The organism is Rhodovulum sp. 12E13 (assembly GCF_003340565.1).
Taxonomy (GTDB): Bacteria; Pseudomonadota; Alphaproteobacteria; order Rhodobacterales; family Rhodobacteraceae; genus HLUCCA09.
The window spans coordinates 28,000-42,226 of the sequence record NZ_QPLK01000016.1 but is presented as its reverse complement, the minus strand read 5'-3'; the positions used below and the strand labels follow the sequence as shown (position 1 = coordinate 42,226).

At 70.9% G+C, this 14,227-nt stretch carries 11 protein-coding genes and 1 other RNA gene; 7 read left to right on the top strand and 5 right to left on the bottom strand.

The window, feature by feature from the left end:
- Window position 1: 1 nt before the first annotated feature.
- The 3 genes from DLJ49_RS14095 to DLJ49_RS14085 form a co-directional block, all read right to left on the bottom strand.
- Complete coding sequence (locus tag DLJ49_RS14095; RefSeq protein WP_115394195.1) at window positions 2-1,156, bottom strand: microcin C ABC transporter permease YejB; 1,155 nt, start codon at window positions 1,154-1,156, stop codon at window positions 2-4.
- Window positions 1,157-1,175: 19 nt separating this feature from the next.
- A complete protein-coding gene (locus DLJ49_RS14090) occupies window positions 1,176-3,089 on the bottom strand; it encodes an extracellular solute-binding protein (RefSeq protein ID WP_115394194.1) in 1,914 nt (637 codons plus the stop codon).
- A 215-nt stretch (window positions 3,090-3,304) separates the two neighbouring features.
- Window positions 3,305-3,811, bottom strand: a complete 507-nt coding sequence (locus DLJ49_RS14085) for a c-type cytochrome (protein WP_115394193.1) — start codon at window positions 3,809-3,811, stop codon at window positions 3,305-3,307.
- Window positions 3,812-3,968: 157 nt separating this feature from the next.
- Here DLJ49_RS14085 and DLJ49_RS14080 point away from each other — a divergent pair, with 157 nt between their 5' ends.
- Window positions 3,969-4,817, top strand: a complete 849-nt coding sequence (locus DLJ49_RS14080; RefSeq protein WP_115394192.1) for a prephenate dehydratase — start codon at window positions 3,969-3,971, stop codon at window positions 4,815-4,817.
- A 198-nt stretch (window positions 4,818-5,015) separates the two neighbouring features.
- On the opposite strand, the gene DLJ49_RS14075 is transcribed toward DLJ49_RS14080, so the two are convergent.
- Both DLJ49_RS14075 and nudC read right to left on the bottom strand, forming a co-directional pair.
- Window positions 5,016-5,480 carry an SRPBCC family protein gene (locus tag DLJ49_RS14075; RefSeq protein WP_115394191.1) on the bottom strand — a complete coding sequence of 155 codons (465 nt, stop codon included), beginning with the start codon at window positions 5,478-5,480 and terminating at the stop codon, window positions 5,016-5,018.
- 83 nt (window positions 5,481-5,563) lie between these two features.
- Window positions 5,564-6,529: an NAD(+) diphosphatase gene (gene nudC / locus DLJ49_RS14070; protein ID WP_115394190.1), complete on the bottom strand. Its 966-nt coding sequence runs from the start codon at window positions 6,527-6,529 to the stop codon at window positions 5,564-5,566.
- 251 nt (window positions 6,530-6,780) lie between these two features.
- On the opposite strand from nudC, the gene DLJ49_RS14065 reads away from it, so the two are divergent.
- The 6 genes from DLJ49_RS14065 (at window position 6,781) to DLJ49_RS14040 (ending at window position 14,200) form a co-directional block, all read left to right on the top strand.
- Entirely contained in the window at window positions 6,781-8,916 is a 2,136-nt protein-coding gene (locus tag DLJ49_RS14065; RefSeq protein WP_158547472.1) for a 5'-nucleotidase C-terminal domain-containing protein, read from the top strand.
- Window positions 8,917-9,213: 297 nt separating this feature from the next.
- The gene (locus tag DLJ49_RS14060; protein ID WP_115394188.1) at window positions 9,214-10,230 is read left to right on the top strand and encodes an ABC transporter substrate-binding protein; all 1,017 of its coding nucleotides are present in this window, start codon (window positions 9,214-9,216) and stop codon (window positions 10,228-10,230) included.
- Between the two features lie 163 nt (window positions 10,231-10,393).
- Entirely contained in the window at window positions 10,394-11,260 is an 867-nt protein-coding gene (locus DLJ49_RS14055) for an ABC transporter ATP-binding protein (RefSeq protein ID WP_115394187.1), read from the top strand.
- Between the two features lie 13 nt (window positions 11,261-11,273).
- Complete coding sequence (locus DLJ49_RS14050; protein WP_233489029.1) at window positions 11,274-12,110, top strand: ABC transporter permease; 837 nt, start codon at window positions 11,274-11,276, stop codon at window positions 12,108-12,110.
- A gap of 98 nt (window positions 12,111-12,208) precedes the next feature.
- An RNA gene (ffs, locus tag DLJ49_RS14045) (signal recognition particle sRNA small type) lies at window positions 12,209-12,305 on the top strand.
- A 128-nt stretch (window positions 12,306-12,433) separates the two neighbouring features.
- The gene (locus DLJ49_RS14040) at window positions 12,434-14,200 is read left to right on the top strand and encodes a DNA polymerase III subunit gamma/tau (RefSeq protein ID WP_115394186.1); all 1,767 of its coding nucleotides are present in this window, start codon (window positions 12,434-12,436) and stop codon (window positions 14,198-14,200) included.
- Window positions 14,201-14,227 lie beyond the last annotated feature (27 nt).

Below are 14,227 nucleotides of genomic sequence, written 5' to 3'. Positions count from 1 at the left end.
GTCAGGTCTCCCGGCTTTCGAAGTCGATCCGCGGGTCGACGAGCACATACATCAGGTCCGAGATGATGCCCACGATCAGGCCGATCAGCCCGAACATGAACAGCGTGCCGAACACGACCGGGTAGTCGCGCGCCACCGCCGCCTCGAAGCCGAGCCGCCCCAGGCCGTCGAGCGAGAAGATCGTCTCGATGATGATCGAGGCGCCGAAGAACACGCCGAGGAAGGCGGCCGGGAAGCCCGCGATCACGATCAGCATCGCGTTGCGGAAGACGTGGCCGTAGAGAACGCTCGACTCGTTCAGGCCCTTGGCCTTGGCGGTGATGACGTATTGCTTCTTGATCTCGTCGAGAAAGCTGTTCTTCGTGAGCAGCGTCAGGGTGGCGAAGGCCGAGATGGTCGTCGCCGTCACCGGCAGGGCGATGTGCCAGAAATAGTCGCCGATCTTGCCGATCAGGCTCAGATCCTCCCAGTTGTCCGACACCAGCCCCCTGAGCGGAAAGATCTGGAAGTAGGAGCCCCCCGCGAACAGCACGAGCAGCAGGATGGCGAAGAGAAAGCCGGGGATGGCATAGGCCACGATGATGATCGCCGACGTCCACGTGTCGAAGCTCGTGCCGTCGCGCACCGCCTTGCGGATGCCCAGCGGGATCGACACGAGATAGGCGATCACGGTCGACCACAGGCCGAGCGTGATCGACACCGGCATCTTCTCGATCACCAGCTCGGTCACCGTGATCGAGCGGAAATAGCTCTCGCCGAAGTCGAGCGTCAGGTAGTTGCCCATCATGATGAAGAAGCGTTCGGCGATGCCGATCTGCTCCTTGGTGCACTCTTCGGCCTCGAGCGTCGGCTCGCCCTGATAGCCTTCGGCGCAGACGATCCGGGCGAAGCCGAGATCGACTTCCAGTTCGTCGAGGAAGTCCTGCGGCAGGCCGCGGGCGCCGAGATAGCGGTCGTCGCCGCCCCCCTCCTGCGGGGCGCCGGCGTCGGAGCCGCCGGCGATCCCCTCGAACACGTCGCCGCCGCCCTCGACCTGCGCGATGATCTGCTCGATCGGCCCGCCGGGCACGAACTGCGTCAGCGTGAAGTTGATCAGCATGATCCCGAACAGTGTCGGGACGATCAGCAGCAGCCTGCGAAGGATATAGGCGCCCATGGCGTCGTCGGCCCCGGCTTCAGTCTATCGCGCCGGCGGCGCGGAGCTCTTCGGCGCGGGCCTCGTCCCACCACCAGAAGTCGAGATTGCCGAGCGCGTAGGGCGGCAACGGGTCGGGGTGGTCGTAGACGTCGAAATAGGCGACCGTATGCACATCCTTGTACCATTGCGGCACCCAGAACCGGTAGGCGCGCAAAACCCGGTCGAGGGCGCGGACGGCGGTCGTCAGCTCCTCCTGGCTCTCGGCGGCGATGACATGCTCGATGAGCGCATCCACGGCCTCCGATTGCAGGCCCATCGAGTTGAAAACGCTCTCGTTCGCCGTCTCCGAGCCGAAATACTGCTCAAGCCCCCGCCCGGGGACGTAGCCCATCGGGAAGTTGTCGGTCATGATGTCGAAGTCGAAGCTGCGCTCGCGGTTCGTCGCCTCGGCGTTGTCCACCCGCTGGTGCACCGCGTCGATGCCGACCGCGCGCAGGTTCTCGACATAGGGATTTATCACGCGATCGAAGGTCTGGCTGTCGTTGAGGAACTCGATCCGCAGCGTCTTCCCGTCCTTGCGGCGCAGACCGTCTGCAGGGTCGACGACCCAGCCCGCCTCTTCCAGCAGCGCGTTTGCCCGGCGCGCGTTGCCCCGGTCGAGCTGGCGCGGCCCGCTCTGCGGCGCCATCACCGGCTCGCTGTCGAGCACGCCGGGGGGCAGATCGGCGGCGAGCGGCTCGAGCAGCGCGAGTTCCGCCTCCGACGGCAGCCCCGTCGCGGCGAGGTCGGAATTCTCCCAGAACGAGTGGATACGCTCGTAGAGGCCGTAGAAGAGCTGCGTGTTCGACCATTCGAAGTTGAACATCAGCTGAATCGCCTCGCGCACCCGCGGGTCCTGCAGCTGCTCTCGGCGCATGTTGAGCGAAAAGGCCTGCCCCGGCGCGATGGTGCCGTCGGCCAGTTCCTCCCTGACGACGTGACCCTGCTCGATTGCGGGGAAGTTGTAGCCCTCGGCCCAGCTTTTCGACGAGGCCTCGTTGCGGAACAGGTAGTTGCCCGCCTTGAAGCCCTCGAAGGCCACGTTGTAGTCGGCGTAGTATTCGACGCGGATCGCGTCGAAGTTGTGTCGGCCCACGTTGATCGGCAGCTCGGCGCCCCAGTAATCGGGGTTGCGCGCGTAGACGGTGGTCTGCCCCACGTCGATCTCGGAGGGGATGTAGGGCCCCGAGCCGAGCATTGGCGTCAGCGACGTCTCTTCGAGGTCGAGGCCCTCGGCTTCGTACTGCGCCTTGGAGAAGATCGGCAGCCCGCCCACCGACTGGATCACGTCGCGCTTCGGCACCCCCTCGACGAAGGTGAACCGGATCCGGCGCTCGTCGAGGACCTCGGCCCCCTCGACCTGCCTGCGCATCACCGCGCGGAACGAGGGCAGGCCCTTGTCGCGGAAGAGCTCGTAGGAAAAGTGCACGTCCTCCGCCGTGAGGGGCGAGCCGTCGGAAAAGGCGGCGCCCTCGCGCAGGGTGAAGATCACCTCCGAGCGATCCTCGGGGTATTCCAGCGTCTCGCACAGCAGGCAGTAGGAGGATCCGATCTCGTCGGCCGTCGAGGTCAGGAGGCTCTCGTACTGGATCGTCACCAGCCGGTCGGCGCGGCCCTTGATGGTGTAGGGGTTCATGCTGTCATAGCCGCCGAACGCCCAGATCGACATCTCGCCGCCCTTCGGCGCGTCCGGGTTGACGTAGTCGAGATGGGCGAAGTCCGGGCCGTATTTCAGCTCGCCACCGGGAAATGTCGTGATCCCGTGCGATCTGACCCACCCCTCCTCGAGCGAAAGCGCCGGTGCGGGGGCGAGAAGAGCGCCGGAGAGCGTCGCGGCGAGCGCCAGCGCGGGCCAGGCCGCGCGGCGGGCCTTTCGGTCAGGGGTCGCGGCGTGCTCTGGGCTCTGGCGCATCGATGTCTCCTGTGGCGGCGATGGTCACCCCTACCACATAGGCTAGGATGCCGCATGAAAAGGGACAACTTGCGAATGCGTGAGCTCGTCCTCGGGTGCGCAGGGATTTTCCCTGCCCCGATTGGGCCGGGCTCGCCACGACAAGGCCCCGCGGGCCTGGGCACCGCGGGGCCTGACGACGTCGATCACGCGGCGCGTGGTGCGCGCGGGGACCCTCAGTTGAACGTCTCGAGATAGGCGATCAGGTTCACCCGGTCCTCCCAGGCGTCGAGGCCGGCATAGGACATCGACGTGCCGGGCGCCCAATCCTGCGGGTCTTCGAGGAAGGCGTAGAGGTTTTCCGGAGACCACACGTCGGCCTGCTCCGAGAGTGCGCCGGAGTAGTTGAAGCCGTCGACCGCGCCGATCTCGCGGCCCACCACGCCGTGCAGGTAGGGGCCGGTCGCGTTGGCGCCGACCTCGAGCTGGTGGCACGCGCGGCACTTGGACCAGACGCGCTCGCCGCGGCCGGCATCGGCCTGGGCGAACTTTTCCTCCATGGTCAGCTCCTCCACGGGCTCGGCCGGCGCGTCGCTCTCGACCGCGATCGAATAGGCCTGCTCGCCCTTTCCGTGGTGGCCGATGTCATAGAGGCTGTCGGACACCCATGCGCCCAGCAGAAAGATCAGCCACGCGCCCAGAAAGCCCGTGGCCGCCTTGGTGAGGGTCATCGTGTCGAACATGTCAGGTCCTGTCCCGCCTTGTCACCCGTTCGGATGCGGATGTATGCCGGGGCCGCGCGGCCGCGCAAGCTGCGACCGGCGCGACCAAACGACCGGTCGCCGCGGCGGTTTCGCCGCCCGCCGCGGCGGCCGCCGCCGCACACAACCCGGAGCGCCCATGAGCCCGACCGACACCCGCCCCGCCATCGCCTTCCAGGGCGAGCCCGGGGCCTATTCGCACCAGGCCTGCCACGAGGCGATGCCCGATCATGTGGCGCTGCCCTGCGCCACCTTCGAGGATACGATCGAGGCGGTGCGCTCGGGCCGCGCGGCGCTGGCGATGCTGCCGGTCGAGAACACCACCTACGGGCGGGTGGCCGACATCCACCGGCTGCTGCCCGAGAGCGGGCTGCACATCGTGTCGGAGGCCTTCGTGCGGGTGCACATCAACCTGCTCGGCGTGCCCGGCGCGCTGCTCGAGGACGTGCGCGTGGCCCAGAGCCACACCGTTCTCCTCGGCCAGTGCCGCGCCTTCCTGCGCGAGCACGGCATCCGCGCCGAGATCGCCGCCGATACCGCGGGCTCGGCCCGCCACGTGGCGGAGGCGGGCGACCCCGCGCTCGCCGCGCTCGCCTCCGATCTCGCCGGCGAGATCTACGGGCTCGCGCCGCTCGCCCGCCACATCGAGGACCAGTCGACCAACACGACGCGGTTCCTGATCATGGCGCCCAAGCCCGATTACGCGCGCCGGGGCGAGGCGGGCATGATGACGACCTTCGTCTTCCGCGTGCGCAACATCCCCGCCGCGCTCTACAAGGCGATGGGCGGCTTCGCCACGAACGGAGTGAACATGACCAAGCTCGAGAGCTACATGGTCGACGGCTCGTTCACGGCGACGCAGTTCTACGCCGATATCGAGGGACACCCCGACGATCGCAACGTGCGCCTCGCCCTCGACGAGCTGGACTACTTCTGCACGAAGCTTGAACTGCTGGGCGTCTACCCGGCCGATCCCAGGCGCCGCTGAGGCGGCGCCGGCGCCATGCGGAGCGCCTGCGGCGCGTTCCCTTTCGTGGGCCCCGCAAGCGGGGCCGTGCCTCCGGCGGGGATATTTGGCGCAAGAAGAAGGGGCGGCGGGAAGCAGAATGCAGCATGGCCGCCGGTGACGCGCCGGGCGCTGCGGGTCGGTCGCATTCGGCCGGGCGCGGCGGGGTGCCCGGGGCGATCAGGCCCTCGGTCGGCGTTTTTCCATGGCGCGGGCGAGCTTGCCGAGGCGGGCGGCGAAGCGGGCCTGAAGCGTCGCGTGGGCGAGCTTGAGCGGTTGCAGGAAGATGCGGGCGCGCATGGTGCGGGCGGCGAGGTCGAGCCCGACATCGAGATGGGTGCGCCCGCCCTTGCCCTCGGTCAGGGTGACGGCGAGGTCGCCCTCGAGGCCCGCGCTCGTCAGTGCGAGGTGCAGGGCGTGGGGCGGCTCGAAGCGGGTGACCTCGGCGGTGACCTCGCGCCGCTTGCCGCTGTACTCGAAGCTGCCCTGCCACCGCGTGCCGAGGCCGGGGGGCTGGGGCTCGGCCGAGCGTTCCAGGTGGGCGCCGCGGTCGCGCAGCAGCTTCTCGAACCCGCCGAAATTGGTCGCTTCGGCCCAGGCGCGCTTTTGCGGCAGCTTCAGCTCCTCCGTGGCGTGCAGTCTCATACCCGTCCCAGTCCCCGTCCACATATCCATGCCTGCCCGTCTCGCCGGACCCAAGCCCCGGACTCTGCGCCGCGATCTGCAGCTCAGTCCAGCCGGTCTGCCAGCCAGCGCTCGAGCAGGAAATGCGCGATCGCTCCCGGCCGCGCCGGCCGCAGCCTGCCGCTCTCGCCGGCATGGACCGCAAGCAGCTCTTCCCTCGTCACCCATATCGCGTCGTCCAGTTCGGCCGGGTCGAGGGTGATCTCGCGAGAAAGCGCCCGGCCGTGGCAGCCGAGCATCAGAGACGAGGGAAACGGCCAGGGCTGCGAGGCGAGATAGGTCACCTCGCCCACGCGCACGCCGGACTCCTCGAAGACCTCTCGGCGCACGGCGCCCTCGAGCGTCTCGCCGGGCTCGACGAAGCCCGCGAGCAGCGAGTACATTCCGTCCGGCCAGTGCGGAGAACGGCCGAGCAGGGCCGAATTGCCGTCGGTCACCAGCATGATCGCCACCGGGTCGGTGCGCGGAAAGTGGCGCGCGCCGCAATCCGGACAGACGCGCTGCCAGCCGCCCTCGGCGACATCGCTGGGTGCGCCGCAGCGGGCGCAGAAGCCGTGCGTGCGGTGCCAGCCGAGCACGCCGCGGGCGGTCGCGGCCAGCTCGGCGTCACGTGCGGTCAGGCGCACCATGGCCGCCCGCAGATCGATGAAGCGGTGGTCTTCGGGCAGGCCGGGAGGGTGCTGTTCGCTCGGGTCGTGAAAGGCGCCGACGGTTTCCGTCTGCTGCCCCGCGGGATCCCAGCCGGAGATATCGGTGGCGTACCAGGAGGCGCCGTCGGAGCGGCCGAGGAAGACGGACGTGCCGGGGCCGTGGGCGAGAAGCGGCGCCTCGCCGGGCAGGGGTGCGAGGGTGAGACCGTCGCCAGGCGCGTCTCGCACGAGGGGCTTGCCCCGCCACAGTGGCAGGATGCGGCTACCCGGCGCCTGGCGCAGCGCGTCGGCCGCGCCCCGTGTCTCTGCCGCGCGGTCGAGAGCCGAGCCCCCGAACGTGACCTGCTCGGCGTCCTTCATGAGCGTTGTCCCCGTGTCGTCCCCTTGACCGTCGGCGCGGGGGCAGGGCGCCTGCCGTCGCCTGCGATCCCGGTCGCCGCCGGCGCGACCCGTGGCAGCGATGCCACGCCTGCGGCTGCCGTGCAAACCTTCCGCGCGGGAAGAAAGCGGCTTTGGCTGGCGCGACCCTCCATGTCATGATGCAACCTTGGGGAGAGTTGCCGGGCGCGTGCGAGGGGGCGTGTCGGGCCACCCTTCGGTCGCGGCGGGGGATGCCGTGCATCGAAGAGGCGCAACAACGGGGGACGGGGACGCTGGAGGCGGAAAGCCACAGATTCGCGGCATCCACCGGGCCGGGGCAGGCGCATCTGCGGCTGCTCGCCCTTTCGGACCTGCACATGCAGCTTATGCCGCACGATTACGCGGCAGACCGGCCCGTCGCTGGGCGGAGCCTCGCGCTTGTCGCCTCGGAGGCGCGGCGCGCCGTGGCCGAAGCGGGCAACGCCGCGCTCTTCGACGTGGGCGACGCCTGCGAAGGCAGCCCGCTCGATGCCGTGCTGGCGGCCGAGCGCGACGGCCCGCACCCGATGAGCGCCGCGCTCGCGGCGGCGGGAGTCGATGCCGCCACGCTGGGCAACCACGATTTCGACCACGGGCTGGCGACCGCCGAGCGCATCGCCCGGCACAGCCCGGTGCCCCTGACCCTGTGCAATCTCGTGCGCAGGCTCGGCGCGCGCCCCGTGGACGACGCGCCGTTCGTCGCGCCCTACCTTATCCTGGAGCGCGAGCTGCTTTGTGGCGACGGGGCCCGTCGACCGGTCCGCCTCGGCGTGACGGGGGTGTTGCCGCCTCAGACGCTCGACTGGAATGCCGACACGCTCGGCGGCCGGCTCTTCGCGCGCGATGCGGTCGAGGCCGTCGCGGCATGGTTGCCGGCGATGCGGGCGGCAGGGGCGCATCTGGTGGTGGTGCTCGCCCACACGGGCATCGGCCGCGCAGAGCATGTGGCCGGCATGGAGAACTCGGCCGGGCCGCTCGCGGCGCTCGACGGTGTCGACGTGGTGCTGGCGGGGCATGCGCACCGGCGCTTTCCCGACCCCGACTGGCCGCCGGCCCCGGCGGCGATCGACGCCAGGCGCGGGCGGCTCCACGGAACGCCGGCGGTGATGCCGGGCTGCCGGGGCGAGGCGCTCGGCGTTGTCGACCTGCTGCTCGAGGTCGAGGACGGGTCCGGCGGCTGGCGCGTGGCGGCGAGCGAGACGGCGGTGTGCCCTGTCGAGACAGACCGGCCGGACGCGGCTGTGGCGGCGGCCGCGCGCGCCTGCCACGAGCGTGCCCTCGCCGCGATTCGCCGGCCGGTCGCCCGCACCGCACGGCCGCTGCACACCTATTTCGCCTTGCTGGCCGACAGCCCGGCGGTGCGGCTGGTCAACGAGGCACAGCGCGCGGCGGTCCGCGCCACCCTGCCCGGCATCGCGGCGCAGGAGGGCGAGATCCCGCTGCTGTCGGCCGCCGCGCCGCACAAGACAGGTGGGCTGCACGGCCCTGACAATTACACCGACGTGCCGGCCGGAGAGATGCTGTGCCGCCACCTGATCGACCTGCAGGTCTACCCCAACCGCCTGACGGTGATCGAAGTGACGGGCGCCGAGCTTCGCCTCTGGCTGGAGCGCGCGGCGAGCGTCTTCGCCACGGTGGAGCAGGGCGCGTCGGGCGCGCCCCTTCTCGACGCTGCGGTGGCGGGCTACGGGTTCGACACCATCGCCGGGCTGACCTATCGGATCGACCCCTCGGCGCCGCCTCTCGTCGCGGCGTGGACAGGCCGGGGCGTGCCCGGTGCCGCCGACGGCCGCGTGCGCGACCTCTCCTGCGACGGCAGGCCGGTGCGGGCCGGCGACCGGTTCCGCCTCGCGACCAACAGCTACCGCCTCGGCAGCCACGAGGTTTACAAGGGGCTGCGCGCGCGTGCCGAACCGGTGGGAGAGCTGACGGTGCGCGAGGCGCTCGAGGCCTTCGTGGCCCGCGGGGGCGCGGAGCAGCGGCTGCCCGCGGCGGGCTGGGCGCTCTGCCCGATAGCCGCGGCCCGGGCGATCTATCCGACCGGACCGGGCGCACGCTTCTACCCGCTGCCCGAGCCGGCAGGGGCGGGTATCCTGCACGCGGCGGGGCGCGATGCCCGCGGCTTCGTTCTCTACGAGGTCGACATGTCGCGCGCCGACCTGCTCGACGGCGACGCTGCCGCGCCAGCGCCGCGGTCTCCCGCATCTCCGCCCGCCACGGGCGCCCCCCCGCGGCGGCAGGACGCGGACCGCACGGCACGGCGCGCTGCGCAGCCCGACAGGCAAGCCGGGCCACCGGCCGCGGGCCGGAACGGCACACGGCGCGGCGGGGCGGGCGACGCAGGGTAGGGGAGTCGCGGGTCGCGGCCCGCGACGCCGTCCGGCCGGAAGCGCGGCCACACGCGGCAGAGACGGATGGGTCGCCCCGCCGCGCGCGACATGACGGAGACACGCGATCCGGGGATTGCCTGTAAAACGGGCATCCCGCATTGTCCGTGCATCGCCATCGCGCGGCGGCGGAAGGCTGGCGGTCGGCAGGGGGCGCGACGCTTCCCTCCGCCGGCTCGCCCCGCAATGTGCGGCGGCAGTCAGGCTGACGCCCGCCCGGCCCGAAGCCGACATGGACCCGACAAGGAGGTGCACCCGGTGTTCAATCGATCCCTCGCCGCCCTCGCCGCCGCCGCGACGCTCGTCGCCGGTGCGGTCTCGGCGCAGACCCAGATCCCCTTCGCGCTCGACTGGAAGTTCGAGGGCCCCTCGGCCGCCTACTTCGCCGCCATCGACAACGGCCACTTCGCCGAGGCCGGCCTCGAGGTCGAGGTGACGGCGGGCCAGGGCTCGCTCGACGCGATCCCCAAGGTGGCGACCGGCGCCTTCCCCCTCGGCTTTGCCGACATCAACTCGCTCGTCAAGTTTCTCGACCAGAACCCCGGCGCGCCCGTGATCGCGGTGATGATGGTCTACGACAAGCCGCCCTTCGCCGTGGTGGGGCGCAAGTCGCTCGGCATCGAGACGCCCGCCGACCTCGAGGGCAAGGTGCTGGGCGCGCCGCCCCCCGACGGCGCCTGGGCGCAGTTCCCGGCCTTCGCCACCGCCGCCGGCATCGACATGGACGCGATCACGGTCGAGCCCGTGGGCTTCCCCACGCGCGAGCCGATGCTGGCCGAGGGCGAGGTCGACGCCGTGACCGGCTTCTCGTTCTCGTCGTTTCTCAATCTCGTGCGCCTCGGCGTGCCCGAGGACGACATCTCGACCATCCTGATGGCAGATCACGGCCTGCAGCTCTACGGCAACGCGATCATCGTCAACACGGAGTTCGCGGCCGAGAATCCCGACGTGGTGCGCGGCTTCCTCGCCGCCGTGGCCGCGGGCTGGCAGGACGCGATCGCCGATCCCGAGGCGGCGGTGCAGATGATCGCCAGCCGCAACCCCGCGCTCGACGTCGAGCTCGAGACGCGGCGCCTTCAGCTCGCGATCGACGCCAACGTGCTGACCGATCACGTCCAGGCCCACGGCATGGGCGGGATCGACGAGGCGCGAATGGCGGAAGCCATCGAGCAGATCGGGCAGACCTACGAGTTCGAGAACGCGCCGACGCCCGAGCTCTACTTCGACGGGTCGTTCCTGCCCGAGGGGCTGTTCCCGCTCGACGCGGCGATGTGACCCGACTGCGCGCCGTCTCGCGGCGGCGCGCGCGCGGCCCCGGTGGGGCCCAGTATTTCATGCCTCCGGCGGGGATACCTGGAGCAAGAAGAAGCCGGGCGCGCGCCGTTCCTTCTTCTTGCTCCAGGTATCCTCGCCGAAGGCACATCCCCGGGAGGGAAGAATGAGCGACGCCCTCATCGAGATCCGCGACGTCAGCCACACCTTCCAGACGAAGGGCGGCCCGCTGAAGGTGCTCGATCGCCTCGACATCACCGTCTCCGAGGGCGGCTTCTGCGCCGTCGTCGGCCCGTCCGGCTGCGGGAAATCGACGCTGACGCGGCTGATCGCCGGGCTGATGATCCCCGACGCGGGCGAGGTGTGGCTGCATGGCGAGCGCGTGCGGGGGCCGCGCTCGACCGTGGGCATGGCGTTCCAGAACCCGGTGCTGCTCGAGTGGCGCACGATCCTCAAGAACGTTCTGCTGCCGCTCGAGATCGTGCCCTCGAAGCTGTCGCGGAAGGAGGCCGAGGACCGCGCGCGTTTCCTCCTGTCGCTCGTCGGGCTGGAGGGCTTCGAGGACAAGAAGCCCTCGGAGCTCTCGGGCGGCATGCGCCAGCGCGCCTCGCTCTGCCGGGCGCTGATCCACCAGCCCGAGGTGCTGATTCTCGACGAACCCTTCGGCGCGCTCGACGCCTTCACCCGCGAGGACCTGTGGCAGACAATGCACCAGGTGAAGGAGCGCGAGCCCTTCACCGGCGTGCTGATCACCCATGACCTGCGCGAGTCGATCTTTCTTGCCGACCAGGTGGTGGTGATGTCGGGTCGGCCCGCGCATGCGCAGTTCACGCTGGAGGTGGGCGAGACGGGGCCGCGCGACCTCGACCACCTCTACACCGCCGAGGCGGCCGAGATGCTCAACGTGCTGCGCCACCAGATCGAGATCGCGCAGGGCCGCGCGCCCGCCGAGGCCACCGGCCCGGACGGCGGCGAGAGGGGCGAAGACGTGCCCGCGCCGCCCCCCGGCTCGGCTGCGCAGGGCGTCGCCTGAGGAGAGAGACACGATGGCTTATGTTCCCGCCCCGATCACCCGCCCCGGGGACGCCGCGAGCGGCGCCGGGCGCCGTGTCCTCGACCGGCTCACCAGCCGTGCGGTCGTCGCGCCCATCGCGGCGGTGATCGTCTTCTGCCTCGTCTGGGAGGCGCTCGTCTGGGCCAACGGCTGGCCCGACTATGTCATGGCGTCGCCGTCCGACCTGCCACCCGCCTTCGCCCAGTACTGGGAGCTGTTCCTCGTCATGGGCTGGCAGACGCTGTGGCGCACCGTCGTCGGCCTGATCGTGGCGGTGATCGTGGGCGTGGCCCTCGGCATGATGATGGGCTTTTCCCGCACCATGCGCGATGCGCTCTACCCGCTGCTCGTGGGCTTCAACGCCATTCCCAAGGCGACGGTGGTGCCGATCGTCGCGCTGCTCTTCGTCGGCGCGCACGATTTCAACACGATCCTGATCGCCTTCATGATCTCGTTCTTCCCGATCGCCGTCTCGGTCTCGATCGGCCTGTCGACGCTGGAGCCCGAATACCGCGACATCCTGCGCTCGCTGGGCGCGAGCCAGACGACCATCTTCTGGAAGATCGCGCTGCCCAAGACGCTCCCGGAGTTCTTCGGGGCGCTGAAGGTGGCCGTGACGCTGGCCTTCATCGGCACCAACCTGATGGAAATCGTCAGCCCCCACGGCCGCGGACTCGGCGCGCTGTTCGATTCGGGAAAGACCAACAGCGACTACCCGCTGATGTTCGCCGTCCTGATCGCGCTCGCGGTGCTGGGGATCCTGCTCTACTACATCGTCGTCGCGCTGGAGAAGGTCTTCGCCGGCTGGGCCGAGCGGACGCCGCATTGAGGCGCTCCCGAGCGCCCCTGCCCGCCCGGGCATGGCGAAACGGCGACGCACGCCGCGGCCCCCTTGAAGGCCGGGCCGCCGACCCGTAAATTAGTGGAGAGAGGTTGGCGCGGGCGAGCGCCTCGCCAACCCGGTCAGGCCCGGAAGGGAGCAGCCGTAACGAGCCCCGCTCGGGTCGCTGTCCAGCCTCTCACCCGACACCGCCCGTCCCTGCCAGGGGGCGGGCGGTTTCGATTCGGTCGGCGGGCGGCCCGCGGCCGCCCGGGCGTTGCCGCCGGCTCGCCGAGAGCCTAGGCTTCCGGGAGCATCGCCAGGGGGACGGGATGAGCGAAAGCGGCTACCAGGTTCTGGCGCGGAAATACCGCCCGCAGACCTTTGCCGACCTCGTCGGGCAGGACGCGATGGTGCGCACCCTGCGCAACGCCTTCGCCGCCGACAAGATCGCTCAGGCCTTTGTCCTCACCGGCATCCGCGGCACCGGCAAGACCACGACCGCCCGCATTGTCGCCAAGGGGATGAACTGCATCGGGCCCGACGGGCGGGGCGGCCCGACGACCGACCCGTGCGGGATGTGCGAGCATTGCGTGGCCATCGCCGAGGGCGCGCACATGGACGTGCTCGAGATGGACGCGGCCTCGAACACCGGGATCGACGACATCCGGGCGCAGGTGATCGACTCGGTCGCCTACGCGCCCGCCTCGGCGCGCTACAAGGTCTACATCGTGGACGAGGTCCACATGCTGTCGCGCTCTGCGTTCAACGCGCTCCTCAAGACGCTGGAAGAGCCGCCGCGGCACGTGAAGTTCATCTTCGCCACCACCGAGATCCGCAAGGTGCCTGTGACGGTGCTCTCGCGCTGCCAGCGGTTCGACCTGCGGCGGATCGAGCCGGAAGACATGATCGCCCTTCTGCGCCGGATCGCCGAGGCCGAGGGCGGCGCCATCGAGGACGGGGCGCTGGCGCTGATCACGCGCGCCTCGGAAGGGTCTGCGCGCGACGCGACATCGCTGCTCGACCAGGCGCTGGCGCAGGGGCCCGCGGGCGGCGCGGCGGTGACGGCCGAGGACGTGCGCGCGATGCTGGGACTTGCAGACCGCGGCCGGGTGCTCGACCTGTTCGACCTGGTTCTGAGGGGCGATGCCGCGGGCGCGCTGGCCGAGCTCGCCGCGCAGTACGCCGACGGGGCCGACCCGCTGGTGGTGCTGCACGATCTGGCCGAGGTCTGCCACTGGGTGAGCGTGACCAAGATCACGCCCGAGGCGGCCGACGACCCTACCGTCTCGCCCGACGAGCGGCAGAGGGGGCGCGCGATGGCCGAGGCGCTACCGATGCGGGTGCTCAGCCGGATGTGGCAGATGCTGCTCAAGGCGCTCGACGAGGTGGCCCAGGCGCCGAACGCGATGATGGCCGCCGAGATGGCGCTCATCCGCCTCACCCACGTCGCCGACCTGCCCCCGCCGGAGGACCTGATCCGACAGCTGCAGGCGCAGGGCGCCGAGGGGGCCGGGCCAGCCGCCCCCGCCCCCGCGCCGGCGCGGGGAACTGCGCCGGTCGGGGCCGCGCCGCCGCCCTCGACGCCGCGCGGCACCGCACCGGGCGCCGCACCGGTCGGCAGCGCGCTCGCCGTCGCGCGCGCGGAGCCCGAGGTGGCACTGGCGCGCTACCCCAGCTTCGAGGCGGTGCAGGAGCTGATCCGCGCCAACCGCGACGTGGCCCTCTTGCTCGAGGTCGAGCAGGGCGTGCGCCTCGTCTCCTATCGCCCCGGCCGCATCGCCTTCGAGCCGGCGCCCGGGGCCGCGCCCGACCTCGCGCAGCGCCTCGGCGAGCGGCTGTCGCGGTGGACGGGGGCGCGCTGGGCCGTCACGCTGGTCTCGGAGGGAGGGGCGCCCACCATCGCCGAGGCGCGCGACGCCGAGAGGGCCGCGCTTGAAGAGCAGGCGCGTGCTCATCCGATGGTGCAGGCGGTGTTCGACGCCTTCCCCGAGGCGCGGATCGCCGCGATCCGCACGGCCGAGCAGATCGCTGCCGACGCCGGTGCCGAGGCGCTTCCCGAGGTCGACGAGGAATGGGACCCGTTCGAGTCGGAGTGACGCACGCCTCGGGGCGAGAGCGCGACG

Coding starts and splice junctions, on each gene's coding strand:
- DLJ49_RS14095 (WP_115394195.1), bottom strand. CDS start 1,156: ATGGGCGCCTATATCCTTCGCAGGCTGCTGCTGATCGTCCCGACACTG.
- DLJ49_RS14090 (WP_115394194.1), bottom strand. CDS start 3,089: ATGCGCCAGAGCCCAGAGCACGCCGCGACCCCTGACCGAAAGGCCCGC.
- DLJ49_RS14085 (WP_115394193.1), bottom strand. CDS start 3,811: ATGTTCGACACGATGACCCTCACCAAGGCGGCCACGGGCTTTCTGGGC.
- DLJ49_RS14080 (WP_115394192.1), top strand. CDS start 3,969: ATGAGCCCGACCGACACCCGCCCCGCCATCGCCTTCCAGGGCGAGCCC.
- DLJ49_RS14075 (WP_115394191.1), bottom strand. CDS start 5,480: ATGAGACTGCACGCCACGGAGGAGCTGAAGCTGCCGCAAAAGCGCGCC.
- nudC (WP_115394190.1), bottom strand. CDS start 6,529: ATGAAGGACGCCGAGCAGGTCACGTTCGGGGGCTCGGCTCTCGACCGC.
- DLJ49_RS14065 (WP_158547472.1), top strand. CDS start 6,781: ATGCCGTGCATCGAAGAGGCGCAACAACGGGGGACGGGGACGCTGGAG.
- DLJ49_RS14055 (WP_115394187.1), top strand. CDS start 10,394: ATGAGCGACGCCCTCATCGAGATCCGCGACGTCAGCCACACCTTCCAG.
- DLJ49_RS14050 (WP_233489029.1), top strand. CDS start 11,274: ATGGCTTATGTTCCCGCCCCGATCACCCGCCCCGGGGACGCCGCGAGC.
- DLJ49_RS14040 (WP_115394186.1), top strand. CDS start 12,434: ATGAGCGAAAGCGGCTACCAGGTTCTGGCGCGGAAATACCGCCCGCAG.